Source organism: Mesorhizobium sp. M0478 (assembly GCF_040321305.1).
Taxonomy (GTDB): Bacteria; Pseudomonadota; Alphaproteobacteria; order Rhizobiales; family Rhizobiaceae; genus Mesorhizobium.
The window spans coordinates 417,245-440,659 of record NZ_JAMYRH010000002.1; the positions used below are offsets into that span (position 1 = coordinate 417,245).

Sequence of the window (23,415 nt, forward strand, 5' to 3'; positions counted from 1 at the left end):
TAACGGCCGCCTAAAGAGCCGGACGGGGTGCGAGGCGTCGGCGAAAGTGCTCCCTGACGGAGATTGGAAGCATGGTTTCCCGATTCTACGACCGGACGTTTGTCCGCGTCTTCTTCATGGCGATTGCCCTCATGGGCGCTCTCGCTTTCTCAACCTCTGCGTCGCGGGCACAGGAATACACCGCTCAGGAGATCGTCGATTCCGGTCACAAGTTCTTCGGCGCGACGTCGGGCGGTCTCGCAACCGTCGTCGAGAAGATTTTTGCCTCCTACGGCCTGCCCAATGGCTATCTGCTCGGCGAAGAGGGATCCGGCGCGCTGATCGGGGGCCTGACCTATGGCGAAGGTACGCTCTACACCAAGAATGCCGGCGACCATAAGGTGTTCTGGCAAGGGCCTTCGCTCGGTTGGGATTTCGGCGGCGAGGGATCGCGGGTGATGATGCTCGTCTATAACCTCGACGACGTCAGCAATCTCTACAATCGGTTCGGCGGCGTTGCCGGTTCGGCCTATGTCGTGGCCGGCGTCGGCTTCAACGTGCTGCAGAACAACAGGGTGCTGCTGGTGCCGATCCGCACCGGCGTCGGCGCGCGGCTTGGCGTCAATCTCGGCTATCTGAAGCTGACGCAGAGGCCGACCTGGAATCCTTTCTGAGCGATTCCGACCACACTTCGACCCGATCAACAGATTCTGACCCGGTGCAGCTGCGGCAAACCCTTGCCGCAGCGCTGGATTTGCGTCATTGGCAAAGTCCAGACTTGGCGGTTGCCGGATAGCGGCCCGCCCGTAACGGGTAGTCACCTTGGTTCAGTCGATCCTGTTCTTCGCCCTCGGCTTTCTGTGCGCAGGCTTTCTGGCGCTGCTGGTCGCGCCGGCCATCTGGCGGCGGGCGGTCGCGCTGACACGCAAGCGTGTCGAGGCGTCGGTGCCGCGAACGCTGGCCGAGATCCAGGCCGACAAGGACAGCTTGCGGGCCGAGTTCGCCATGACGACGCGCCGGCTCGAAATCAGCATCAAGACGCTGCGTGAGCAGGCGAATGAGCAACTCGTCGAAATCAATCGCGGCCGCGAGGCGCTGAAGGGCCTGGCGGTCGAGCGCAAGGACAAGAAGCAGGCGCTTTCGGAGCTCGGGGAAAAAAACGAATTGCTGCTGCATCGCGAGCAGCAGATACAACAGCTGTCGGATAGGCTTGCACAAACAGAGCGCATGATGGAAAAGCGCGCGCTCGAGCTGGAAAAGCTCGAACATATGTACGACGACGCGTCCTTCTCCTCCAGCAATCGTCAGATCGAACTGGTGGCTCGCGAATCCGAGCTGGAAAAACTTGCCAACGACATTTCAGTGCTGCGCGGCCAGCGGAAGGAGGCCGACAAGCGCCATCAGGAAGTCGTCGCCGAAGGCAAGGCCACGCGCGATGCCTTGAAGGCCGAAAAGAAAAGAACCGCCGACCTCGACAGAAAGCTCGAGCGCCTGCTCGCCACGCTTGCCGATCGCGAGGACAAGCTCGATCGCCGCGAAAAGGAACTGGCCCGGCTTCGCGAGCGGGTGAAGGGCGAGGCTACAGGAGGCGCCGCGGCTGCTGGCCTGGTTGGTGCGCAAGACAGTGCCCGCGCCAGGAACGAGGACATCGACAAGACGCTCGCCAAGCTCGAAGGCGACCGAGAGCGGCTCGAAGCCAGGCTGACGACGCTGGCCCGCGAAAACAAGCGGATGAAGGCGGAGCTTGGCGGTTCTGGATCCGCGAAGCCCGGGAATGGCCCCGGCAATGGCAATGATGCCGGTTCTCCCTTGCGCGAACAGATGAACAATCTGGCGGCTGAGGTCGTCCATTTGACGGCCAAGCTCGAAGGACCGGATTCACCGATCGCCAAGGCGCTGGCGGCGCCGCAGGAAACGCGGTCAGGAACCACCAGCCTCGCCGATCGCGTCCGGGCGTTGCAGAAGGCAGATTTGCCGAGCTGAGTTTCAAGCCCCGGCTTGAAATTGCCTGACTACGCCTATCAGGGCGAAAAATGGTGCAGCGCAATGGCTGACGCGGCAGCAACATTCAGGCTGTCGAACCCTTCCGACATCGCGATCCGCACCGTCCGCAGGCGGGCAAGCAGGCTCTCCGGGAGGCCCTCGCCTTCGGTGCCGAGATAGAGCGCCAGTCGTTTCGGTCGCGCGGCATCGCGAATGTCAGCCTCACCACGCGGCGACAAAGCGACCTGGCCGAAGCCCAACTCGCCGAGCTTCGCGATGAAAGCTTCAGTGTCGCCGAAGGACGCAAAGGGCACCTTCAACGTGGCGCCGACGGAGACGCGGATCGCCTTGCGATACAGTGGGTCGCAACAGGTGGCGTCGACGAAGACGGCATCGGCGCCGAAGGCGGCGGCATTGCGGAAGATCGATCCGATATTGTCATGGTTGGCGATGCCGATGAGAACGACGATCAACGCTTCGGCAGGCAAGGTGTCGAGCAAGGCCTCGGCGGGCTGTGGCGTGCCCTTGCTGCCGATCGCCAATATACCGCGATGCATGTGGAAGCCGGCGATCCTGTCCATGACGGCGCTTGCCGCAACGTAGACCGGCAGGTCGGCAGGGGCCTTGCGCAGGATGTCGTCGAGCCCGGCCAGCCGGTTTTCGAGGACCAGGACCGACTCCGCAGCAAAGCGTCCGGCTGACAGCAGGACGTCCAGCACCACCTTGCCTTCGGCAACGAACCGGCCATGGCGGCCGGTGAGATCGCGCTCGCGGATGTCGAGATAGGCGGCGACCCGCGGATCGCGCGCGTCGTCGATCTGGATCGGATCCATCAATACCTCGGCCGGCGAAAAATCGTCAGCGAGGTAAGGAGCGACCGGAGCCGCCAGTCAAGCCCTGCAGGTCAAGTCCCGGCGCGGCGCAGACGCGTTGCCATCTGGGACAAGTCGCCTATCCCGAAAATGCCGTCCAGCATGCGCAACAGTTCGCGCACCGCTTCGGACTTGCAGGAATAGTAGATCATCTGCCGGTCGCGGCGGGTCTCGACAAGATCGAGCGCCCTGAGCTTGGCCAGATGTTGCGACAAAGCGGACTGGCTGAGCATCACCTTTTCGGCGATGGCGCCGACCGACATTTCACCGTCGGCCAGATAGCTCATGATCAAGAGCCGCTTTTCGTTGCCCATAAGGGTCAGAAATGTCGCCGCCGATTCGGCATTGGCGATTAGTTTGGTCGAGACCATCGATGCCCCATGTTTTCCTGCTCATCCAAACGCTATGGGGGCAAATAGCGTTGGCTGCTATAATTCAGCTATGGATCACGCTGCTGATTCAGCGTCGCCTGAATCGTAGATCATTTCGCCCAAATCTCAAGACGTGCTTTTGATTCATGACGATTATCCTTGCGTAGCTGGCGCACGACCGGCTTTGGCCATGTCGACCAGAACCGGCCGCAGGTCGCGCGCGGTCTTCAATGGCTGCGGAAAATAGACCCTGCAAACGGTGTCGCCCGATGCCAGGTCCATGCCCTCGGCATCGAGGCCGGTCATGGTCCAACCATCACCTTCAACCCTGGCGAAATGATAGGCATAGACGGCGATGGCGTCGAGATGGTCGGCATTCATGTGGTCGAGAGCGGATTGTTCGCTGGCGGCCAGCTCGTCGACGATCAACCCCTCGGTGATGAGATCGGCACGGTCGAGCAGGTAGGCCTTGCCGAAGCCGCCATTCAGGCTGGCGCGCTCCGGCTCGAGGCGAAAGATCGAGAAATCGCCGAGCTCGGCATAGAGCTTTGCCTTGGGATTGCGGTTGAGATAGCGCCGCTCGGCGCGGGCATGCGCGCTCGACCCGCGTTCCAGCGGCTGCGCCCGGCAGACCAGCGTTATCCTGGGATGCGCCAGCGGATCGCCCTTGCCGGGTTCGCCGACAAGCAGCGAGCAGCGCGGCTCGGCAAGGATGGCGCCGGTATGGGCTGACAGCGCCGAGACAAGGATCAGAGGCGTGCCATCGATGTCGGTGGCGACTCCGACCCTGGAGGCCAGCGGTGCGCCGGTCGACGGCTCGATCACCGCGAGGGCGCCGAAACGGGCGCTGCGGATCAGCGTTGCGGCCAGCCTGATCGCCTCGGCGTCCGTCGCGCGAATGACGTCCTTCTTCGGCTGGTCCAAAATGCTCACCAGGTAAGTTGATTTTCTAAATCCAGTTACTGGCAATCATGCCGGCTTTGACAAGCGCTTTGATCTCGGCTGTCGAAAAGCCGAAGCGCGCCAGCACGGTCTGAGGTCGCTGATCGTCATCTTCAGGCATGCCGGCAAGCGCCGGCTGCGAGGTCGAGAAGCGTGGCGCGGGTGCGGGCCGCTCGAGCGCACCGGCTTTCACAAATGCGTGACGCGCCCGGTTGTGCGGATGATCCCTGGCTTCGGCCAGCGACAGAACCGGCGCCACGCAGGCATCGCTTGCGGCAAACAGCGCGTCCCAGCCGTCGCGTGTCTTCTGCCGGAACCGGTCGGCAATGGCCGCGCGCATGTCCGGCCACAACGCCTTGTCGTATTGGCCGCGGACAAAATCCTCGCCGAGCGGCAGCAGCCTTGCGAATGCGGCGAAGAAGCGCGGCTCAAGGCAGCCGACCGCAACGTGGCGTGCGTCCGCCGTCTCATAGGTGTCGTAGAAGGGCGCACCGGAATCGAGCAGGTTGGCGCCGCGCCGGTCGCTCCACAGACCTGCCGACATGAAGGCGTGTATGGGGGCCGCCAGCATCGAAGCGCCCTCGACCATCGCCGCGTCGATCACCTGGCCTTTGCCGGAGCGCGAGCGCTCGAACAGCGCTGCAAGCACCCCGGCGATCAGCATCATGGCGCCGCCGCCATTGTCGGCGATCAGATTCAGCGGCGGCACCGGCCGGCCTTCCTCCCGACCGATGGCATGCAACACACCGGAATAGGCGAGGTAGGTGATGTCGTGGCCGGCGCGACCTGCGAGCGGCCCGTCCTGGCCGAAGCCGGTCATGCGGCCGTAAATCAGCGCCGGATTGCGCGCCAATGCAGCATCCGGGCCGAGACCAAGCCTCTCCATCACACCGGGGCGAAAGCCTTCGACAAACAGATCGGCCTTTTCGGCAAGGCGCAGCAGCAGTTCCGTTCCTTTGGCCTGCTTGAGGTCGACGTGCAGGATGGAGCGGCCGTGACGGTCGAGATTGTACGCATCGGAGAGCGGCAGCAGGGGTTGGTCCGAACCGGTGCGCTCGATGCGCAGCACCTCGGCGCCCATCTCCGACAACATCAGCCCGGCCAGAGGCACCGGGCCGAGCCCAGCCATCTCGATGACTTTCAGGCCGGCCAGCGGACCGGTCTTCACTGCGCCGGCCGCCATGGCCGTCTATTTCGGCGCCATGCGGATTGCCCCATCGAGGCGGATGGTTTCGCCGTTCAGCATCTGGTTTTCGACGATATGCAGGGCGAGCGCGGCATATTCGGACGGCTCGCCGAGGCGGGACGGGAAGGGCACGGCCGCGCCGAGCGAATCCTGCACCTCCTGCGGCATGCCGGCCATCATTGGCGTCTTGAAGATGCCGGGCGCGATGGTGCAGACGCGAATGCCGGAGCGCGCCAGGTCGCGGGCAACCGGCAGCGTCATGCCGACGACGCCGCCCTTGGATGCGGCATAGGCGGCCTGGCCGATCTGGCCATCATAAGCGGCCACCGACGCGGTGTTGACGATGACGCCGCGCTCGCCGCCCTGCAGCGGTTCGAGTTTGGCGGCACGGTCGGCGACGAGGCGGATCATGTTGAAGGTGCCGATCAAATTGATCTCGATCACCTTGCGGTACTGGTCGAGCGGATGTGGACCATCCTTGCCGATCGTCTTCACGCCGATGGCAATGCCCGCGCAATTGACCAGGATGCGCGCTGGCCCAAGTCTCTTTTCCACCTCGGCGAGCGCGGCCGCACCGCTGTCGGCGCTGCTCACATCGCACTGGATGGCGGCGCCGCCAATGTCGCCCGCCACCTTCGATGCCCGGTCGATGCCGATATCGAAAATGGCGACGCGCGCGCCCTTGTCGGCCAGCGCGCGGGCGGTTGCCTCGCCGAGGCCAGAGCCGCCGCCGGTTACGATCGCAATCTGGCCGTTCGGGTTCATGCTGCGTGCTCCGTGCTGCTCCGGGTCATGCTACGGAGGTCGCCGCCATGGTGCAACCTGACCAATGGGGATCCATCGCGGCCGCTGCCGCGACCGATCCTGGAGCTCAGGCCATCACTGGTGCCTGCTCGGCGATCCTGGCCAGGTTGGCATGGCCGACCTCGCCGGAGAGCCGCGCCACGGCACCGGGCACGATCTCGTGCGACAGCAGCCGGTCGAGGTCGACCGGGCGCGGCATGGAGATCTGGCCGCGGGGGATCTTTCTGAAGCCGAGCGGGCCGTAATAAGGTTCGTCGCCGACAAGGATCACCGCCGGCGCGCCGGCCTTGGCGGCCGCCTCCAGCGATATCGCCACGAGCCGGCGGCCGATGCCGAGATTTTTGAAGGCGGGCCGCACGGCAAGCGGCCCGAGCATCAGCGCGCGTCCGGCGCCGGCGGCGATGCGGGTCATGCGCACCGAAGCAACGACGATGTCGCCATTCATGGCGACAAAGGATAGCGAGCGCTCGTGGCCGCCGGTCTCGCGAATCTTGTAGGCGGCCAGCACGAAACGGCCGGGGCCAAAGGCTTCGTCGTTGATGGCTTCGATTTCGGGATCATGCGCCGGAGTTTCCGGCAGGTATTTCACGTCGGCAAGGCTCATGGTCTTCGCGGTCCGATAAAGAGGAAAGGTTGCTGCAAGCGGCAGCGTTCGCCAGTCAGCGCTTTCTAAGCGCGGGCGCCCTTTCGTCGTCGGTCAAACCGGATCAAGCCAAGATCGAACATGCGGAGTGTCCGCTAGCATCAATTTCCGGCGGCTGCAATCGGCTGTTTTCATCCGGCGTTTCATACGAGTGACGCTCTGTTCAGCAGATGACGGCTTCGGCATTGCCGCCTTGCGACTAGATTGGCCAAGGCACGCAAGGAGATTTCGTATGGGATTGCTGGTCGAAGGCAAATGGCAGGACCGTCCGGCCAATGTCGATAGCAGCGGCAGGTTCATCCGCACCGAGACGCAGTGGCGTGACTGGATCACGCGCGACGGCGCGCCGGCGCAAGGTCGTACGCGCGGCTTCAAGGCCGAGCCCGGACGCTACCATCTTTATGTCTCGCTCGCCTGTCCGTGGGCGCACCGCACGCTGATCTTTCGCGCGCTGAAGAAGCTCGAAGACATCATCCCGGTTTCGGTCGTGCATCATTTCCTCGGTGCTGAGGGCTGGACGTTTTTGGCCGAGGATGGCGCCACCGGCGACACGCTCTACGGCCTCGACTTCCTGCACCAAATCTACACCAAGGCCGATCCAGCCTATTCGGGCCGGGTTTCGGTGCCGGTGCTGTGGGACAAGAAGGAACAGACCATCGTCTCCAACGAATCCGCCGAAATCATCCGCATGCTCAATTCGGCCTTCGACGAGTGGGGCGATGCCGCTCTCGATTTCTATCCGCCAGGCCTGCGCGGCGAGATCGACAAAGTCAATGCGCTGGTCTTTCCAGCCGTCAACAACGGCGTCTACCGCGCCGGCTTTGCCACCACGCAAGCGGCCTATGAAGAGGCGTTCGGCGAGCTGTTCGCGGCGCTCGACACGCTGGAGGGCCGACTGTCAAAACAGCGCTATCTCACTGGCGAGCATATCACCGAGGCCGACTGGCGGCTGTTCACCACGCTGGTGCGTTTCGACCCGGTCTATGTCGGCCATTTCAAATGCAATCTGCGCCGCATCGCCGACTATCCGAACCTTTCGAACTATCTGCGCGACCTCTACCAGGTGCCTGGTATCGCCGGCACGGTGAACCTGCACCACATCAAAATGCACTATTACGGCAGCCACGAGAGCATCAACCCGACGCGCATCGTGCCGGTCGGGCCTGGGCTCGACTATGGCGCGCCGCACGACCGGGCGCGGTTCAGGCAGGCGGCGTGAGCATCGGATTGACAGCCTACCAGTACGGCGATACCGGCTGGCCTTCAAAAACCTCGGCAAGCCGCCGCAGCGTCGCCGGCGTCGTGCCATGCGGCAAGCGGTCGAGCGGAAAGAAGCCTGCTTCGGCGATCTCGTGGTCCGGCAGTTTCGGCGCGGTCTGGTTGAAGGTTTCGATGAGATAGAGGCCGACATGGTCGCGGCGGCTGGAGCGGCGGTTGAAATGCATCGACTTCAGCACCGGCGGGGCGGTGAGCGCGATATTGCCTTCCTCGGCCAGTTCCCGCGCCAGCGCTTCGCCAAGCGTTTCGCCGACCTCGACGCCGCCGCCCGGCAATTGCCAGCCGGGGACATAGGTGTGGCGGATGAGGAAGACGGTGTTCGAGGCGCGATCGTGGATCAGGCCGCGCACGCCCAGCGTCATCGGCCGCCGCAGCAGGAAATAGAGATGGAACAGCCTTGCCCTGAGGCCTGCCCAGCCGGTCTGGCGAAACGCCTGCTCCGGGTCCGATATAGCCATGACTAGCGAAACCGTGGATGGGCAGGAAACAGTGAGTGGAAAGCGGGGAGCGCGTCGCCTATGAAGGAAGGATGTTCAGGCTCGCGCATATTTCCGATGTCCATCTGGGGCCGCTTCCCGGTGTAACCTATCGCGAACTCGCGTCCAAGCGCGTCGTCGGCTACGTCAACTGGCAGCGCAACCGCCGCCGCCATATGCACGATGCCGTCATCGACACCATCGTCGCCGACATGAAGGCGAGCACACCCGACCACCTCACCGTTACCGGCGATCTGGTCAATCTGGCGCTCGACGGCGAGATCGAGATGGCCAAGCACTGGCTTGAGACGCTGGGTTCGCCGGAGGATGTCTCGGTGGTGCCGGGCAACCACGACGCCTATGTGCCGGGCGCCTTCGACAAGGTCTGCCGCTCCTGGGCGGCGTGGATGAGCGGCGACGGCGTGACTGCGCCGATCGACCGCAACGCTTTTCCCTATCTGCGCGTACGCGGCAATGTCGCGCTGATCGGCGTTTCGACGGCGCGCGCCACGGCGCCGTTCATGGCCAACGGCTTCTTCCTCGAAGGTCAGGCGCAAAGGCTGGCGACAGTGCTCGACGCAACGAACAAACGCGGCCTGTTGCGGGTGATCATGATCCATCATCCGCCGGTGCGCGGCGCCGTCGCCCAGCAAAAGCGCCTGTTCGGCATCTCCCGCTTCCACAAGACCGTTCATAGGCATGGCGCCGAACTCGTGCTGCACGGCCATTCGCATCTGCCGTCGCTGTTCTTCATCGGCGGGCGCGGCGCCAGGATTCCGGTCGTCGGCGTCGCCGCCGCCGGGCAGTCGCCAGGCAGCAAGAACCCGGCGGCACAGTACAATCTGCTCGATATTGACGGGGAGAAGGGCAATTGGCTGATTCGCCTGACGCGGCGCGGCCTGACCGGGCCGGCCTTGCCGCCATCGGACCTGCAGGTCATTGAACTCGGCGCGCAGACACCGAGGCCTTCAGATCGTTGATCAGAAGCTGATCTTCATCGCCATCAGGCGATCCCAAAACAGCGCGGCCGCCACCGCCAGGCCAACAAGCGCGCCGGCGGCGACCAAGCCGAGACCGGAAAGGAACGTCGACCAGCCCTTGCGGGGCACGGCTGCCTGCAAGGGCGGCTCAGCTTCCGGCACGGCGGCGCGTTTCAGGTCGGCGACGGCCGGCTCGACACCGCCCTCCATCATGCGCTGGCGCTCGACGATGCGCTCCGCCACATAGCGCGTGACCTGATCGGCGACCGGTTTCATATCGGTCGATTCGGCGAGCACGACGCGGCCGATGCGGGTATCCCTGAGAAAGCGGTAGGTGCGGCGGTCGCGCCCCATGGCGACATGGCTGACGGCGTCGATCCACAGGCGGGGCTGCAGGCCGGAGGAGATGACGAAGTCGAAATTGTCCATGTCGGCGGGCACGTCGGCAAAGACCGGGGCGAGCTCAGCGGCGAGCAGATCAAGCCGCATCCGGTGCGCCTCGCGCATGTCGACCACGACATCGTCGCGATCGGCGAAGGCATTTTTCACATCGCGAACGGCGTCGGACAGTTTGCGGGAGGTGTCGATGGGGGTGATGTTTTCGCCAGTGTCCTTCATCGGCGTCGCCTCGCTGATATGGTTAATTGCGAGTTAACACAGGCGGCGGCAAAATGCACTGGCGAGGTGCGGGGCGCAAGTAAGTTAGCTCGCCGCGGCCTCGAATGTCGGACGCAGGCGCCTGCCGCGGCGTGCCATGTTTCGGCGCACGGCCTGGGCGACCACATCAGGCACTTCCTCGACCAGCATATGGCCGGCATCGAGCACGTGATGAATATGAAAATGCGCCGGCAGACAATCAGCCTGGGTAAAGGGCAGCACCGGATCGTCCGTTCCCCAAACCACCATCACCGGCATGTCGAGCGTGTCCAGCTGTTCGCGGGGTATGACCCCCTGCCGCTCGTTCCTGGTCATGACGGCCGATATCTCAATCAGCTTGCGCAACTGGCCGGGGCGACGGCGTACGTCCGCCAGGACGCCAACGATGCGTTCGGGCGGCGGGCTTCGCGGTCCCGACATGGCGGCAAGGCAGGCGCGGATTTCCCGTCTGTCGGCGGCCGCGGCGTAGCGGCGCAACAGCGGTCCGTTGATCTCGGGGCCAACACCGCCCGGCGCCAGAAGCGTCAGCGAGCCTATCCTTTCAGGCTCGGCAAGCGCCATCAGGGAGGCGACCGCGCCGCCCATCGAATGACCGGCGACATGCACCCTTGCTATCCCGCGTGCGGCGATATCGGCGAGAACCGCTCGCGCCGCTGTTCTGGCCGGGCCGCTGCCAGGAAATACGAGAGACAGTCCGTGTCCCGGAAGATCGTAGGCCAAGGTCCTGACATCGGGCCCTAGCGACGCGGTCACCTCGCGCCAGATATCATGGCAACCACCGAAGCCATGCAGCAGGACGACCGTCTTCGGCCCGGCGCCCCGCTCGGCAACATAGAGGGATGAGACCATGAAAATGTGCGATTATTGCAAGACTGGAGAGGAAATTCGAATCGAGGCTGGATTGCTCCCAGTCCAGACCGATGGCCAGTAAAGTTTTCGCGATCCGGAAAGACTAGCTGGCGTTGCCGAGGCCCGCGGCGCGCAGCGCCTCAACCAGCCGGTCGGTCAGATCGGCGGGATATTTGCGCTCGGCGAAGGCCGCGCGCGGATCGGCGGCGAATTTCGGGAATTTGGTGGTCAGCTCATCCAGAAGCTTGGCTGCCAGCTGTTCGCGGCCGGCAGCCTTGGCGCCGATCAGCCGCGCCGCCAGATAATGCGATTTCATCGCCGTAGTGCGCAGCGACTCGCTGGCTATCGCGGCCTTGTTCATGTCGCCCAGCATGAATTGCCCGGCGAAAAGCCCAAAATCCCACCATGTCGGATGGCCGCTGAACGTCTCGACGGCATGGGTCAGGATGGGTGTTCCCTCGGCATATTTGCCGGCAAAGATCAGGCCATAGCCGTAAGCGGCAGCCATGCCGAGGTCGTAGGGGTTGAGCTCATAGGCCTTGCGCATCCAGCGGATCGATTCCTCGGTGTTGCCGAGGCGCGAATTGAGGTAGCCATAGGCGCGGTGCGCATAGGGGCTGGTCGGTCCCATCTGGATGGCGCGATGGGCGAAAGACATTGCCTGTTCCACCGTCGCGCCAGGCGGATAGGCGTAATGATCGGTGGCGGCCTCAAGGGTCAGGGAGGCCAGTTCCGAATAGACCAACGACGATTTCGCACCCTGGCCGGCGAGGTTGTCCAGGCAGCGATAGGCGGCCTCGTGCGTCCTGGTGCTCTGGTCGAGATAGTATCTGTCGTTGAGGATCAGGCAGCTCGTCAGCCCGGTCTGGATGCCGTTCTGTTCGATGTAGCTGTAGAGCGGGCCGGAGGCGGGAATGGTCGAGCTGAGGATGGCGGCGATACGATCCTCGACGGTGCCAGGTGCGCTGTCGGCGGCCGTCAGACTGCGGGACAAAAGCACGCGGCCCGTCGCCACGCTCTGCAGTTCGAGCGTCACGTCACCTGCCATTGGTCCCGGCAGGACATCGAAAACGAAGCTGGTCGGGTCGGTGCTCGGATCGCGCTTGCCATCGGCGTCGCGGCCGATGAAGTCGATGGTGTCGAAACCGGCAAGGCCGGCGCGCAGCGAAGCGGCGACGCGGCCGGCCTCGGGGCCGGTGGCCTTCACCGCGATGTAGACGAGGGGCAGGGCCTCCATCGACGGCGATGCGATGCTGCTCGTTACGCCCGCGGTCTCGACCACCGCGGTAGGATCGCTGCTGGCAAGCAATGCGCCGCCGCCCTGGCGCAGGATGAGCACGCCCAGCATGAGAATGACCAGCGTCATGGCGACCCAGAAGAACTGGAGATGGCGCGCCAGCGAAGGCCCAGGTTCTGTAACCCCCGAAGCTGTCGCGGCAGCGGGAACGGCGTCAAGAGCCGCCTGGTCGGGCGATCCGGGCAAGGCGGCTACCGCCGCCGCAAGCGGCTCCTGCCCAACCGGCAGGCGTATGGCGTTGAGCTCATAGGACGGCACGTAGCCGCCGCGCGGAATGGCAATGCGAACCGGTTCGGCTATGCCTTCATTGGCGAAATAATGCTGGAGAAGTTCGCGCAGCCGGCCTGCCTGCACCCGGACAACGGCGTCGGTCGACGAATCGAAATCGCCGTCCTTGCCGAAGACGTCCATGGCGATGGAGAAACCCTTGAGCCTGTCGGCTTCGCCGGCCTGCTCGCGCTCAACAAGATAGCGCAGCAACTTGCGCGCGCGCTCGGAACGTCCGAACGTTTCGCTGGCGAGCAGTCGCTCCAGTGTCTCGCGCACTGCGGGGGCGGCAGGCGTGGCATGCTGCAAGTGTCGATCCTCTCGAAGTCGGCACAGGTTGAGGCGCAATCATATAGAGCCTGCACTTCCATACAAGCATGCTTATGTTATGCGATCGCGTAACACACCGGATAGTTGCCGGTGGTTGACACAAAAGACCGGAACTTCCCTCGGCAAATGGGGGATTTCCGGGCGCCGCGGACATTCGGCGCCCGGGAAAATATCAGCCGGCCTTGCGGCCGATTATCCGGTTGGCGGCCGAAACAACGGCTTCCAGCGAGGCGGCGACGATGTTGGTGTTGATGCCGGCGCCGAACAGCTTGCCGCCGGGATATTCCATCTCGACATAGGAAATCGCCGAGGCGTTCGAGCCGCGCTGGAGCGAATGTTCGGAATAATCAAGCACCGACATGTCGACGCCAACATGACGCGACAGCGCATCGACGAAGCCGTCGATCGGGCCGGTGCCGGAGCCGGCGATTGTCGTCTCCTTGCCGTTGTCGAGGATCACCGCCTCGACCGCGCGCCGGCCCTTTTTCTCGGTATCGGGATAGGTGTGATGGTCGAGGAACTTCAGCCGTGCGCCGGGCTGGTCGACATAGGTTTCAATAAAGCGGTCATGGATGCGTTTTGCCGGCACTTCCTTGCCTTCGGCGTCGGTGATCGCCTGGATCTCCTGGCTGAACTCGATCTGCAGGTTGCGCGGCAGATTGAGGCCGTAATCGGCCTGCAGTACATAGGCGATGCCGCCTTTGCCCGACTGCGAGTTGATGCGGATGATCGCCTCGTAGCTGCGTCCGACATCGGCCGGATCGATCGGCAGATAGGGCACTTCCCAGACCGGCGTGTTGGCCTTCTTCAAGGCCTTCATGCCCTTGTTGATGGCGTCCTGGTGCGAGCCGGAAAAGGCGGTGTAGACGAGTTCGCCGACATAGGGATGGCGCTCGGAGATCTTCAGCTGGTTGGAATATTCGTAGACGTCCTTCATCCGGTTGATGTCGGAGCAATCCAGATGGGGATCGACGCCTTGCGTGTACATGTTGAGCGCCAGCGTCACGATGTCGACATTTCCGGTGCGCTCGCCATTGCCGAACAGCGTGCCTTCGACGCGGTCCGCACCCGCCATCAGGCCGAGCTCGGTGGTGGCGATGCCGGTGCCGCGATCGTTGTGGGGGTGCAGCGAGATCAGCAGGTTCTCGCGGTCGTCCAGGTTGCGGCACATCCATTCGATCCGGTCGGCATAGATGTTGGGCGTCGACATCTCGACCGTCGACGGCAGGTTGATGATCAGTCTGTTGTCGGCTGTCGGCTTCACGATCTCGGTGACGGCGTTGCATATCTCCAGCGCGACTTCGAGCTCGGTGCCGGTAAAGCTTTCGGGCGAATATTCGAAGCGATAACCGCCGCCGGCCTTGGCCGCCATGTCGGTGATCATCTTGGCCGCGTCGGTGGCGATGCGCTTGATACCGCCGACATCCTTCTCGAAGACGACGCGACGCTGCAACTCGCTGGTCGAATTGTAGAAATGCACGATCGGGTTGGTGGCGCCCTTCAGCGCCTCGAAGGTGCGGGTGATCAGTTCGGGACGGCACTGCACCAGCACCTGCAGCGAGACATCGGCCGGCACATTGCCTTCCTCGATGCACCAGCGGGCGAAATCGAAATCGGTCTGCGAGGCCGAGGGGAAACCGATCTCGATCTCCTTAAAACCCATGTCGAGCAGCAGGGCGAACATGCGCGCCTTGCGCTCGTGACCCATCGGATCGATCAGCGCCTGGTTGCCGTCGCGCAAATCGACCGAGCACCAGATCGGCGCCTTGTCGATGACCTTGTTGGGCCAGGTGCGGTCGGTGAGACCGACCGTCGGATAGGGCTGGTATTTTCGGGCCGCGCCCGGCATGCGGCCGGCCGCGCGCTTTACGCTTTCGGCTTCGCCGGCGCGGATGTCTTCTCGTGCGTTCATCGTCTGGTTCTCCCGGCGGCTCGCGGATCGGTCTTCGGACGGATTCCAAGGCGAGCAGCGCCTTATCAGATTTTCGTTCGTTGATGTGAATTGCCAATTTCTGAACTGGCCAAGGAGCGTGCGCGTAAGCGGCGGTTCGACCGCCGGGCGCTCCTTCAGCGAACCCGGCGATCGCCGATAAGGCCGAGAAGAAGCAGGGTCGATGCCAGCGCGCGCACCGTCTCGCCGGCAAAGCCAGTCGGACGGGAAGCGACGGAGGAGACGCGCGTGTTCATGGCGGGTTTCATACAGGAGCCGCCATGGACAGGCAAGTGGGCTGCCATTCCACCACTCGCGAGCACTCTTCCCCAGACTTGCGTGTAGCCGAGGCCGCAATGCTTCGCCGTCGGAGGGGTCATCCGTGAATTTTGTTTTCTTCTCGCCGCATTTTCCCGCCAACGGCGCCGATTTCTGCGACCGGCTGAAGAAGGCCGGCGCCACGGTGCTGGGCATTGGCGATGCTCCTTATGAGGCGCTGGACGGCAAGCTGAAGGTGGCCCTGTCGGAATATTACCGCATCGCCGACATGGAGGACTACGACCCGGTGTTCCGGGCGATGGGTCATTTCATCCACAAATGGGGCCGGATCGAGCGCTTCGAGTCCCTCAACGAACATTGGCTGGAGCTGGAGGCCAATATCCGCACCGACTTCAACATCTACGGCACCAAGCTCGATTTCGTGAAGAATTTGAAGCGCAAGAGCCGCATGCGTGCATTCTTTCGCAAGAGCGGCGTCGACACCATCGCCCAGCGCAAATGCTCCGACCGGGCCGGTGCCATGACCTTCATCCGCCGCGTCGGCTATCCCGTGGTGGTGAAGCCCGATTCCGGTTCCGGCGCCTCGAACACCTTCAAGATTTCCAACGCCAGGGAACTCGACCAGTTCTTCAGAGACAAGCCCGAGGACGTGACCTTCGTCATGGAGCAATTCATCGAGGGGCTGGTGGTGACCTTCGATGGGCTGGTCAACCGTGACGGCGAGGTGGTGCTGGCGGCCAGCCACCGCTACGACCAGAGCATCATGGAAGTGGTCAACAAGGATCGCCACATGAGCTACACCTGCTTTCCCAAGGTCCGACCGGCGATCGAAGAGGCCGGCCGCAAAATCCTCAAGGCGTTCGACGTGCGCGAGCGCTTCTTCCACATCGAGCTGTTCGAAACCAAGGACGACCGCGTCATCGCGCTTGAGGTCAACATGCGGCCGCCCGGCGCCTGGATGACCGATGCGATCAACTACACGTTCGACATCGACGTCTACGCGGCCTGGGCGGACATGGTGGTGAAGGATGCCACCGGTGGTCCTTATGAGGGCAAGTATTTCACCGCTTATGCCAGCCGCAAGCAGCACCTCCACTATTTGCACAGCCATGAGGACGTGCTAGCCGCGCATCGCGACAAGATCGTCCATCATCAGCCGATAGAAAAGGTTTTCAGCCGCGCCATGGGAAATTACGCCTACCAGATGCGCTCGAAGGACGAAGCAGCACTGCGCGCGGCTGTCGCCTACATCCACGCGGAAAAGGCTTAGACGCGATGGACATCTCTTATCACAAGGGTTTCTCCGGCAATCTCGGCCGCGACATGGAATACAAGCGCTACGGCCATGCCGGCCGGCCGGTGGTGGTGTTCCCGACGTCGCAGGGGCGGTTCTACCAGTTCGAGGATTCCGGCGGGGTTGGAGCGCTGGCCGAATTCATCAATACCGGCCGCATCCAGCTGTTTGCGGTCGACGGCGTCGATTCGGAATCGTTCTTCAACAAGCATGCCGGCGCCGCCCACCGTATCGGTCGCCACGAGGCTTATTTCCGATATGTGCGCGAGGAGGCGCTGCCGGAGTTTCTGGCGACCGCCGAGCAAGCCAATGGCGGGCGCAAATTAAAGCCGCTGTTCACCGGCTGTTCGATGGGCGGTTATCATTCCTCGAACTTCGTCTTTCGCTTTCCCGAACTCGCCAGCGGCGTCATCGCGCTGTCGGGCGTCTATTCGGCGGGCGACTTCTTCGGCAAGGTGCTGGAAGGCGACATTTTCTACAATTCGCCGCTCGACTATCTGCCCGGCATCGTAGACCCAAAACTGCTTGCCCGGCTGAAGTCGCTGAGGATGATCTTCTGCTGCGGGCAGGGCGCCTGGGAAGAGCGGATGCTGGTCGAGACGCGCAGGCTGGAACAGATCCTGCGCGACAAATCCATTCCCGCCTGGGTCGACTATTGGGGCGGCGATGTCAGTCATGACTGGCCATGGTGGCACAAGCAGCTGGTCTATTTCTTCGGCCGCTGGCTGGATGACGATCTGATGCACCGGCTCGATTGATGGCCACACCCGAACCTATCCGCCGCTTTATCGAGGCCACCAATGCGGGTGATAGCGAAGCCGTTCTCGACACGTTCACAGCCGACGCGTCCCTGACCGACTGGGGGCGGTCCTTCCAAGGCCGCCAGCAGATCGCGCGCTGGAACCAGTCGGACAATATCGGCGTGAAGTCCAATCTTCGCATTGTCCGCATCGCCGAGGTCGAGGGCAGCTATCGCGTCCGCATCGCCGTGAAAGGCAATGGCTTCAACGGCGAGGGTGACATGACCTTCGTGCTGGACGGCCACCGCATAGCGAGCCTCGCCATCTCCTGACACGGCTCAGCTACCCTTCCTGGCAAACCGGCAGAGCAATGGTCTCGTGTTCCACCGCCGATCCACGGCGCAAGCCGAGAAAGACGACAAGAGCGGTGACGATGGTGATTGCCGCCAGCACGATCAGCAGCCTGTCGAACGCGGTCTCATAGGCCTGGACCAGGACCGTGGCTCCGGCACCCGGCAAGTGGGCTGCCGCTTCGCCGATGTTGCCGGTCACCAGCAGCTGCGCGGCGGCGGTTGCATCCAGGGAAGATGCCGTTCCCTGAGCCGCCAGTTGGGCTGCCGTGAAACCCGACAGGACTGCCATGACGATCGCCAGCGCCACGCCTTCGCAAGCGACGCGGGTGGTGTTGAAGATGCCGACCGCCATGCCGGCACGCTCTTTCGGCACGACGCCGACGGCAAGTCCGTCCATCAGCCCCCAGGGCAGGGCGATGCCGATGCCGATGAGGATCAGCGGCGCCACCAGCGCTGCGACGACAGGCGGTGTCAGGCTCAGCCAGACAAGGCCGCCGGCGGCCACAAGCAGGCCGACACCGCAGATCGTTGCCGGAGCGATCCAGCGCGCTACCTGGCCGGCGAGCAGTGGCAGGATCAACAGCGGTCCCGACAGGCAGATCATCAACTGCCCCGCCTTGATCTCGCTCATCCCCTCGATGCCGATGAAGCGGATCGGCAACAGCACCAGCAGGACGACGAAGCCATAGGCGGGAGCGGCCGCCAGGAACTGGACGCCGACGAAGCGGGGAAAGCGGAACAGCGAGAGATCGAGCATCGGCCGGCGCACGCGCCGCTCGACGACGACGAAAGCGGCAAAGCAAAGGGCGGCCGCCACGAGAAGCGCGATCACCAGGGGATCGGTCCAGCCGCTCTGCGGCGCTTGCAGCACCCCGTAGGTCAGCGATGCCAGCGCGATCGTAAAGGTGCCGGCTCCCGCCCAGTCGAGGCCGGTCGCATCCGGATCGCGCGATTCCCTGATGGTGCGCAGGCCGAGCAAAGCGGCTGCAATCGCGAGCACTGGCACCAAGACGAAGATCGATCGCCAGCCGAAAGCATCTATGAGCAGGCCCGACGCGATCGGCCCAAAAGCGAGGCCGATGCCGAAACTGGTGCCGAGGAAGGAGAAGGCGCGCAGCCGCAATGGCCCATCGAATTCCTGGGCAAGAGCGGAGGCGCCGCCGGCAAAGGCGGCGGCACTGCCGAGCCCTTGCGCAGCCCTGAGCACATCGAACCAGACGATATCAGGGGCAAACATCGATCCCAGCGATGCCAGCACATAGGTGGCGAGGCCAACAAGGAAGAGCCGCTTGCGGCCATGATTGTCGGCCAGCGCGCCTGATGCCATCAAGGTGGCGGCGAAGGTCAGCATGAAGGCGTTGGTCACCCAGTTGAGCGCGATCGGGCTGCCGCCGAGGTCGGCCGCAATGCGGGAAAGCGCGACGGCCGGGCCGGTGAAGGTCAAGGGCATTGTCATGGCGGCAAGGCATACCGACAACAGGACAAGCCATGGCGCGACCGCGCCGTTTGTGGTCTTCGAGGTCATGGATTTCCTATCTGAACCAGGATCCGCCGGCCTGCCGCAAGCTTGCTGCGCCGGTCGTAACGGGAAGATAGGCCCGCCACACTTCGAGAAAAATAGTGTTAAATCTCCAGATATATCGGACTGAAACGCTCGAATGGAGAGATGCGATGGAACGCCTCAATGGGCTCCTGGCCTTTGCCCGCACGGCTGAGTTCGGCAGCTTCATCGCTGCGGGCCGCACGCTCGGCATCTCGGCATCGGCCGTCGGCAAGAGCGTCGCCAGGCTCGAGCGGGATCTCGGCGTAAGGTTGCTTCAGCGCAGCACGCGCCGCATCGGCCTGACCGAAGAGGGCAAGCTGTTCAACGAGCGGGTGCGGCGCATCCTCGACGACATCGACGATGCCGAGGCGATGCTGTCGCGGAGCCGCGAAACACCGCATGGGCGGCTGCGCGTTTCGACGCCGATCGTGACCTATCATTTGCTGTTCCCGGTGCTGTCGGAGTTCATGGCGCGCTATCCCGAAATCGAACTCGACATCGACTTCAACGACCGCATCGTCGACCTCATCGACGAAGGCGTCGACATCGCGATCCGCAGCGGCGACCTGCCGGATTCGCGCCTGGTGGCGCGGCCGCTTGCACCCTTCCGGCTGCTGTTGTGTGCGGCACCCTCCTATATCGAGCAGCACGGCAACCCGAGCGGTCCGGACGATCTCGTGAACCATTACGGCATCCGCTTCCGCTTTCCCAACAGCGGCAAGCTGCAAGGCTGGCCGTTCATCGGCGGCAGCGCCGAGCCGCAGGTCCGCTCGATGCTGACCTGCAACAACACGGAGGCGCTGAAGGGCGCCACGATGGCCGGGCTCGGCATCAGCTCGATGCCCGATTTCCTGGTCCGCGAGGCGCTGCGTGACGGCCTGCTGCGCACGGTGCTGGACGACCATGTCGACGGCCGCGGCCAGTTCCGGTTGCTGTGGCCGTCCAATCGTCATTTGTCGCCGAAGGTTCGCGCCTTCGTCGATTTCCTTCCCGACCGGCTTGCCGCGACGCTGGGCGGCTCTTAGAGCATGATCCCAAAAAGTGGGTACCGGTTTTTGGAAAAGATCATGCTCCAACAAAGGGTTAGATCATGATGAAATTTCAACGAAATCTCATCATGATCTAGTCCTTCGCGGCGCCGACAGCGACGGCGACAGCAAGGAACAGCGACGCTTCTCAGTAGGTGGCGCGGCCGCCGGAGAGATCGAACGTTGCGCCGGTGGTGAAGGAATTTTCGTCCGATAGCATGAAGGCGATCATCGCAGCCGCCTCTTCGACTTCGACGAACCGGCCTCGCGGCACCTTGCCCAGCATGTAGGCGACCTGGGCCTCAGTGAGCTGTTCGAGGATGCGGGTGCGGGCGGGCGATGGGGTCAGCGCATTGACGGCGATGTCGTGGCCGGCCAACTCCTTACCGAGCGATTTTGTCAGCGCGAGCACGCCGGCCTTGGCGGCGGAATAGGCGGCGGCATTCGGATTGCCTTCCTTGCCTGCGACCGAGGCGATGTTGACGATGCGGCCGTAGCTGCGCGCGATCATGCCGGGCACCAGGCGCTTGCAGCAGTAGAAGACGCCGTTGAGGTCGATGTCGATTATCTGGCGCCAGGCGGCAGGATCATAATCCGCCACCGTCGCTGCCGGTCCGGCGATGCCGGCATTGTTTACCAGCAGATCGACCGGACCAAGCGAGCGCTCGGTTTCGGTCGCGGCGCTGTCGACGGCCTCCATCAGCGATTGATCGCACAGCAAACCCTCGACCCGGCCGAGCGGGGCGAGTTCGGAAACGGCCTTCGCCATGGCGGTCTCGTCCACATCCCAGAGGGCGACGCTGGCACCCGATGACAGCAGTCGCCGGGCGACGGCAAGGCCGATGCCTTGCGCGCCGCCGGTCACCACGGCGACCCGGCCTGAGAGATCGACGGCATTCACACGACGGTTCATGGGCACTTTTCCTCTTCCCTGCATATTTGAATCTCAGTCCCTGACGGCTCTCGCCACCAGCCGCGCTATGCTCGGCCCGGCGATGAGCACGACCAGGAAGCGGGCCGACTGCAAGGCCATGACGAAGGATATGTCGACGTTCTGCGCGGCGGCGGCAATGATGGCGACGCTGTCCATGCCGCCGGGGCTGGTCGCGAGATAGGCGGTCAGCGGATCGATACCAAGGACGTGGCTGATCAGCCAGGCTAGCCCGCCGCAAAAGGCGATCAGCACGACGATAGAGCCGACGATCTGCGGCAGCGCCCGTGTCGCATGGCGCAGGATCGCCCGGGTAAAGTTCAGCCCTATCGACCAGCCGACCATCGCATAGGAGAGCGCCAGCAGCCATGGCGGCAATTGCATCGCCGCGCCGAAGCCGAGATGGACTATGGTGCCAAAGATGAAAGTGCCGAGGAAGAAGGGTGACGGCAGCCGGCACAACCGGCCAAGCAGGCCGCCGACCAGCGCCACGCCGAGCGTGGCGGCAAAGGCTGCCGGTTCGATCGGCGGGAACCAGACGATGGCTGGTACCTCGATGCCCGACGTGTCGACCCACATCTTGGCGACGAGCGCCGCCGTCATCGAGACGAAGATGACGCGCAGATACTGCATGAAGGCGACGAGGCGCTGATCGGCGCCGAAGGCACCGGCCATCAGCACCATGGCAGTGGCAGCACCCGGCGACGAGCCCCAGACCGCGGTGGTGCCGGGCAGGATGCGCCAGCGGCTGATCAACCAGCCAAGCAGGCTGGACGCCGCAAGGGTCGCCAGCACCACGACAAGGACCAGCGGCCATTCCTTGTAGAACACCGAAAAAATGTCGGTGGAGATCGACGCCGCGACCAGACAGCCGACCAAGGCCTGGGCGGCGGCGAACAGCGGCCGCGGCACGCGCACCGTGGCGCCATTGGTGCCGGCAAGGATCGCCGCCAGCATCGGGCCGATCAGCAGCGCCGCCGGCAGTGCGGCGTATTCCAGCGCGCCGGCGAATAGCAGCGAGACGATCAGCAGCACCACCCACTGCCGAACCGGACGCATGCGCGCCATGCGTTCGACGGCCGGTTGGTCTGGCGAAGAGTCCATGTTTGGGTCTTAGACCTGGAAGAGAAAAATGCGAACGCTGTCTCGGACGAAATTCACGACCCCGACCCCGCGTTGGGATGTCACTCGTTCTTGATGGCGGGCAGGCCGAAACCGCCGGCCGGATGGGTCTCGACCTGGAATTCGAAGCCGGCGATGATCGGCCGGGCCTTGGCGATCGCTGCCTGGACCTCCGGCAGCTGCAGCGAAGCCTTGTGGCTTGCGGCGTCGGTCCACACTTCGGTCACCCAGATCGCGTCGGCATCGGCCGGGTCGCGGGCGATGACATAACTCAGGCAACCCGGCATGGCGCCGGTCGAGGCGAGCAGCACATCCATGATCGCGTCGCGCTGGCCGCGCGCCGCCCGCATCTTTCCGATCAATCCGTACATTGCCTCTCCCCTTTCTTCCAACCTCAGCAAACGTGCGCACGACATGCATGGTTGCGAGACGCAGTATGCAATTGCCGGCTCACGGCATCAACTGGCCACCGTTCACCTCGATCACCTGGCCGGTGATGTAACCACTCAGGAGATCGGAGGACAGGAAGAGATAGGCGCCGACGCAGTCTTCGGCCGTGCCGGCACGCCCTTGAGGAATGGTGGCGACCATGCCCTTCATCTGCTCGTCGGTGGAATAGCGCTCATGGAAGGGTGTCGCGATGGTGCCCGGCGCCACCGCGTTGACGCGGATGCCGAAGCCGATCAGTTCCTTGGCCATGCCGCGCGTCACATTGGAGACAAAGGCCTTGGCCGAACCGTACAGCCCGGCGCCGCCGCCAGCGCCATTGCGCGCCGCGATCGACGAGGTGTTGACGATGAAGCCGCCCTGCTTCTTCAGCCATGGCATCGCCTTGCGCGAGGCCGTCAGCACCGAGCGGGCGTTGAGGTCCATCACCGCGTCGTAGTGCGCCTCGGTCTGCTCCGCATAGGGCACGCGGCCGAGCATGCCGCCGGCATTGTTGACCAGCCCGTCGAGCCGCCCGAATGTTTCGGCGCTCTCCTCGACTACCCGCTCGACATCGGCTGCCTGTGAGAAGTCGCCCTGTGTCAGGAACACCTCACCGCCGCCGTCGCGGATGGTCTTGGCCAGCGTTTCGGCCGCTTCGCGGCTCGAATTGTAGTGCAGGGCGACCCGGCATTTCTGGCCGGCGTAGGCCAGTGCAAGGGCGGCACCGATGCCAGTCGAAGCGCCGGTGACCAGCACCGCCTTGCCGGCAAGATCGGGGATGACGAGGGTGGTCGCGGTCATGAGCACTTTCCTTCGGGCTGTTTGGCCACCCTTCGTAGGCTCTCATGGCCT

Annotated in this window: 24 protein-coding genes; 8 read left to right on the forward strand and 16 right to left on the reverse strand. The window is 63.8% G+C overall.

The window, feature by feature from the left end; genetic code table 11:
* Positions 1-116: 116 nt before the first annotated feature.
* Positions 117-653 carry a DUF1134 domain-containing protein gene (locus NKI64_RS06405; protein ID WP_245259859.1) on the forward strand — a complete coding sequence of 179 codons (537 nt, stop codon included), beginning with the start codon at positions 117-119 and terminating at the stop codon, positions 651-653.
* A gap of 148 nt (positions 654-801) precedes the next feature.
* Positions 802-1,962 carry a coiled-coil domain-containing protein gene (locus NKI64_RS06410; RefSeq protein WP_352667062.1) on the forward strand — a complete coding sequence of 387 codons (1,161 nt, stop codon included), beginning with the start codon at positions 802-804 and terminating at the stop codon, positions 1,960-1,962.
* 38 nt (positions 1,963-2,000) lie between these two features.
* Here the strand turns inward: NKI64_RS06410 and NKI64_RS06415 are convergent, their stop codons facing one another.
* From NKI64_RS06415 to NKI64_RS06440, 6 genes are all read right to left on the reverse strand, one after another.
* Positions 2,001-2,795, reverse strand: coding sequence for a TrmH family RNA methyltransferase (locus NKI64_RS06415; RefSeq protein WP_352667065.1), 795 nt, complete (start codon positions 2,793-2,795; stop codon positions 2,001-2,003).
* 71 nt (positions 2,796-2,866) lie between these two features.
* A complete protein-coding gene (locus tag NKI64_RS06420; RefSeq protein ID WP_023669951.1) occupies positions 2,867-3,205 on the reverse strand; it encodes an ArsR/SmtB family transcription factor in 339 nt (112 codons plus the stop codon).
* A 153-nt stretch (positions 3,206-3,358) separates the two neighbouring features.
* Complete coding sequence (locus NKI64_RS06425; protein WP_352667400.1) at positions 3,359-4,129, reverse strand: HugZ family pyridoxamine 5'-phosphate oxidase; 771 nt, start codon at positions 4,127-4,129, stop codon at positions 3,359-3,361.
* Between the two features lie 25 nt (positions 4,130-4,154).
* The gene (locus NKI64_RS06430) at positions 4,155-5,330 is read right to left on the reverse strand and encodes a CaiB/BaiF CoA transferase family protein (protein ID WP_352667068.1); all 1,176 of its coding nucleotides are present in this window, start codon (positions 5,328-5,330) and stop codon (positions 4,155-4,157) included.
* A gap of 6 nt (positions 5,331-5,336) precedes the next feature.
* Positions 5,337-6,098, reverse strand: coding sequence for a 3-hydroxyacyl-CoA dehydrogenase (locus NKI64_RS06435; RefSeq protein ID WP_023734990.1), 762 nt, complete (start codon positions 6,096-6,098; stop codon positions 5,337-5,339).
* Between the two features lie 106 nt (positions 6,099-6,204).
* Positions 6,205-6,741, reverse strand: coding sequence for a GNAT family N-acetyltransferase (locus NKI64_RS06440; RefSeq protein WP_023823375.1), 537 nt, complete (start codon positions 6,739-6,741; stop codon positions 6,205-6,207).
* Positions 6,742-7,012: 271 nt separating this feature from the next.
* Here NKI64_RS06440 and NKI64_RS06445 point away from each other — a divergent pair, with 271 nt between their 5' ends.
* On the forward strand, positions 7,013-7,999 hold the full coding sequence (locus tag NKI64_RS06445) for a glutathione S-transferase family protein (RefSeq protein ID WP_352667071.1): 987 nt from the start codon (positions 7,013-7,015) through the stop codon (positions 7,997-7,999).
* 16 nt (positions 8,000-8,015) lie between these two features.
* Here NKI64_RS06445 and NKI64_RS06450 read toward each other — a convergent pair whose 3' ends face one another.
* Positions 8,016-8,516, reverse strand: coding sequence for an NUDIX domain-containing protein (locus tag NKI64_RS06450; protein WP_031197573.1), 501 nt, complete (start codon positions 8,514-8,516; stop codon positions 8,016-8,018).
* Positions 8,517-8,587: 71 nt separating this feature from the next.
* Here NKI64_RS06450 and NKI64_RS06455 point away from each other — a divergent pair, with 71 nt between their 5' ends.
* A complete protein-coding gene (locus tag NKI64_RS06455; protein ID WP_023695843.1) occupies positions 8,588-9,514 on the forward strand; it encodes a metallophosphoesterase family protein in 927 nt (308 codons plus the stop codon).
* Here NKI64_RS06455 and NKI64_RS06460 read toward each other — a convergent pair whose 3' ends face one another.
* The 4 genes from NKI64_RS06460 to leuA all read right to left on the reverse strand — a co-directional run bounded on the left by NKI64_RS06460 (position 9,515) and on the right by leuA (position 14,763).
* Positions 9,515-10,132: a hypothetical protein gene (locus NKI64_RS06460; protein WP_023695842.1), complete on the reverse strand. Its 618-nt coding sequence runs from the start codon at positions 10,130-10,132 to the stop codon at positions 9,515-9,517. It lies immediately after the preceding gene.
* A gap of 84 nt (positions 10,133-10,216) precedes the next feature.
* Complete coding sequence (locus tag NKI64_RS06465; RefSeq protein WP_023695841.1) at positions 10,217-11,020, reverse strand: alpha/beta fold hydrolase; 804 nt, start codon at positions 11,018-11,020, stop codon at positions 10,217-10,219.
* Positions 11,021-11,123: 103 nt separating this feature from the next.
* Positions 11,124-12,893: a tetratricopeptide repeat protein gene (locus NKI64_RS06470; RefSeq protein ID WP_352499772.1), complete on the reverse strand. Its 1,770-nt coding sequence runs from the start codon at positions 12,891-12,893 to the stop codon at positions 11,124-11,126.
* Positions 12,894-13,086: 193 nt separating this feature from the next.
* A complete protein-coding gene (gene leuA, locus NKI64_RS06475) occupies positions 13,087-14,763 on the reverse strand; it encodes a 2-isopropylmalate synthase (RefSeq protein ID WP_352499869.1) in 1,677 nt (558 codons plus the stop codon).
* Between the two features lie 463 nt (positions 14,764-15,226).
* Here leuA and NKI64_RS06480 point away from each other — a divergent pair, with 463 nt between their 5' ends.
* Genes NKI64_RS06480 through NKI64_RS06490 form a run of 3 tightly spaced genes read left to right on the forward strand, consistent with a single transcriptional unit; the run spans position 15,227 to position 17,489 of the window.
* On the forward strand, positions 15,227-16,393 hold the full coding sequence (locus NKI64_RS06480; protein WP_352499773.1) for an ATP-grasp domain-containing protein: 1,167 nt from the start codon (positions 15,227-15,229) through the stop codon (positions 16,391-16,393).
* A gap of 5 nt (positions 16,394-16,398) precedes the next feature.
* A complete protein-coding gene (locus NKI64_RS06485; RefSeq protein WP_352667077.1) occupies positions 16,399-17,175 on the forward strand; it encodes an esterase family protein in 777 nt (258 codons plus the stop codon).
* Positions 17,175-17,489: a nuclear transport factor 2 family protein gene (locus NKI64_RS06490; protein ID WP_031197571.1), complete on the forward strand. Its 315-nt coding sequence runs from the start codon at positions 17,175-17,177 to the stop codon at positions 17,487-17,489. The genes NKI64_RS06485 and NKI64_RS06490 overlap by 1 nt, the downstream gene beginning before the upstream one ends.
* 10 nt (positions 17,490-17,499) lie before the next feature.
* Here NKI64_RS06490 and NKI64_RS06495 read toward each other — a convergent pair whose 3' ends face one another.
* Positions 17,500-19,035 carry an MFS transporter gene (locus NKI64_RS06495; protein ID WP_352667080.1) on the reverse strand — a complete coding sequence of 512 codons (1,536 nt, stop codon included), beginning with the start codon at positions 19,033-19,035 and terminating at the stop codon, positions 17,500-17,502.
* 146 nt (positions 19,036-19,181) lie between these two features.
* On the opposite strand from NKI64_RS06495, the gene NKI64_RS06500 reads away from it, so the two are divergent.
* Positions 19,182-20,078 (forward strand): LysR family transcriptional regulator, encoded by an 897-nt coding sequence (locus NKI64_RS06500; RefSeq protein WP_352667083.1) that lies wholly within the window; start codon positions 19,182-19,184, stop codon positions 20,076-20,078.
* Positions 20,079-20,229: 151 nt separating this feature from the next.
* Here the strand turns inward: NKI64_RS06500 and NKI64_RS06505 are convergent, their stop codons facing one another.
* The 4 genes from NKI64_RS06505 to NKI64_RS06520 all read right to left on the reverse strand — a co-directional run bounded on the left by NKI64_RS06505 (position 20,230) and on the right by NKI64_RS06520 (position 23,364).
* Positions 20,230-20,982 (reverse strand): SDR family NAD(P)-dependent oxidoreductase, encoded by a 753-nt coding sequence (locus tag NKI64_RS06505; RefSeq protein WP_352667404.1) that lies wholly within the window; start codon positions 20,980-20,982, stop codon positions 20,230-20,232.
* A 45-nt stretch (positions 20,983-21,027) separates the two neighbouring features.
* Positions 21,028-22,116 carry an AbrB family transcriptional regulator gene (locus NKI64_RS06510; RefSeq protein WP_352667086.1) on the reverse strand — a complete coding sequence of 363 codons (1,089 nt, stop codon included), beginning with the start codon at positions 22,114-22,116 and terminating at the stop codon, positions 21,028-21,030.
* An 80-nt stretch (positions 22,117-22,196) separates the two neighbouring features.
* Positions 22,197-22,505, reverse strand: coding sequence for a putative quinol monooxygenase (locus tag NKI64_RS06515; RefSeq protein ID WP_023691624.1), 309 nt, complete (start codon positions 22,503-22,505; stop codon positions 22,197-22,199).
* A gap of 79 nt (positions 22,506-22,584) precedes the next feature.
* Positions 22,585-23,364: an SDR family NAD(P)-dependent oxidoreductase gene (locus tag NKI64_RS06520; RefSeq protein ID WP_352667089.1), complete on the reverse strand. Its 780-nt coding sequence runs from the start codon at positions 23,362-23,364 to the stop codon at positions 22,585-22,587.
* Positions 23,365-23,415: the final 51 nt, after the last annotated feature.

Excerpts from the sequence above, each read along its gene's own strand:
- NKI64_RS06405 (WP_245259859.1), top strand. The coding sequence starts at position 117 with ATGGCGATTGCCCTCATGGGCGCTCTCGCTTTCTCAACCTCTGCGTCG.
- NKI64_RS06415 (WP_352667065.1), bottom strand. The coding sequence starts at position 2,795 with ATGGATCCGATCCAGATCGACGACGCGCGCGATCCGCGGGTCGCCGCC.
- NKI64_RS06420 (WP_023669951.1), bottom strand. The coding sequence starts at position 3,205 with ATGGTCTCGACCAAACTAATCGCCAATGCCGAATCGGCGGCGACATTT.
- NKI64_RS06430 (WP_352667068.1), bottom strand. The coding sequence starts at position 5,330 with ATGGCGGCCGGCGCAGTGAAGACCGGTCCGCTGGCCGGCCTGAAAGTC.
- NKI64_RS06435 (WP_023734990.1), bottom strand. The coding sequence starts at position 6,098 with ATGAACCCGAACGGCCAGATTGCGATCGTAACCGGCGGCGGCTCTGGC.
- NKI64_RS06440 (WP_023823375.1), bottom strand. The coding sequence starts at position 6,741 with ATGAGCCTTGCCGACGTGAAATACCTGCCGGAAACTCCGGCGCATGAT.
- NKI64_RS06445 (WP_352667071.1), top strand. The coding sequence starts at position 7,013 with ATGGGATTGCTGGTCGAAGGCAAATGGCAGGACCGTCCGGCCAATGTC.
- NKI64_RS06450 (WP_031197573.1), bottom strand. The coding sequence starts at position 8,516 with ATGGCTATATCGGACCCGGAGCAGGCGTTTCGCCAGACCGGCTGGGCA.
- NKI64_RS06455 (WP_023695843.1), top strand. The coding sequence starts at position 8,588 with ATGTTCAGGCTCGCGCATATTTCCGATGTCCATCTGGGGCCGCTTCCC.
- NKI64_RS06460 (WP_023695842.1), bottom strand. The coding sequence starts at position 10,132 with ATGAAGGACACTGGCGAAAACATCACCCCCATCGACACCTCCCGCAAA.
- NKI64_RS06465 (WP_023695841.1), bottom strand. The coding sequence starts at position 11,020 with ATGGTCTCATCCCTCTATGTTGCCGAGCGGGGCGCCGGGCCGAAGACG.
- leuA (WP_352499869.1), bottom strand. The coding sequence starts at position 14,763 with ATGCCGGGCGCGGCCCGAAAATACCAGCCCTATCCGACGGTCGGTCTC.
- NKI64_RS06485 (WP_352667077.1), top strand. The coding sequence starts at position 16,399 with ATGGACATCTCTTATCACAAGGGTTTCTCCGGCAATCTCGGCCGCGAC.
- NKI64_RS06490 (WP_031197571.1), top strand. The coding sequence starts at position 17,175 with ATGGCCACACCCGAACCTATCCGCCGCTTTATCGAGGCCACCAATGCG.
- NKI64_RS06495 (WP_352667080.1), bottom strand. The coding sequence starts at position 19,035 with ATGACCTCGAAGACCACAAACGGCGCGGTCGCGCCATGGCTTGTCCTG.
- NKI64_RS06500 (WP_352667083.1), top strand. The coding sequence starts at position 19,182 with ATGGAACGCCTCAATGGGCTCCTGGCCTTTGCCCGCACGGCTGAGTTC.
- NKI64_RS06510 (WP_352667086.1), bottom strand. The coding sequence starts at position 22,116 with ATGGACTCTTCGCCAGACCAACCGGCCGTCGAACGCATGGCGCGCATG.
- NKI64_RS06515 (WP_023691624.1), bottom strand. The coding sequence starts at position 22,505 with ATGTACGGATTGATCGGAAAGATGCGGGCGGCGCGCGGCCAGCGCGAC.
- NKI64_RS06520 (WP_352667089.1), bottom strand. The coding sequence starts at position 23,364 with ATGACCGCGACCACCCTCGTCATCCCCGATCTTGCCGGCAAGGCGGTG.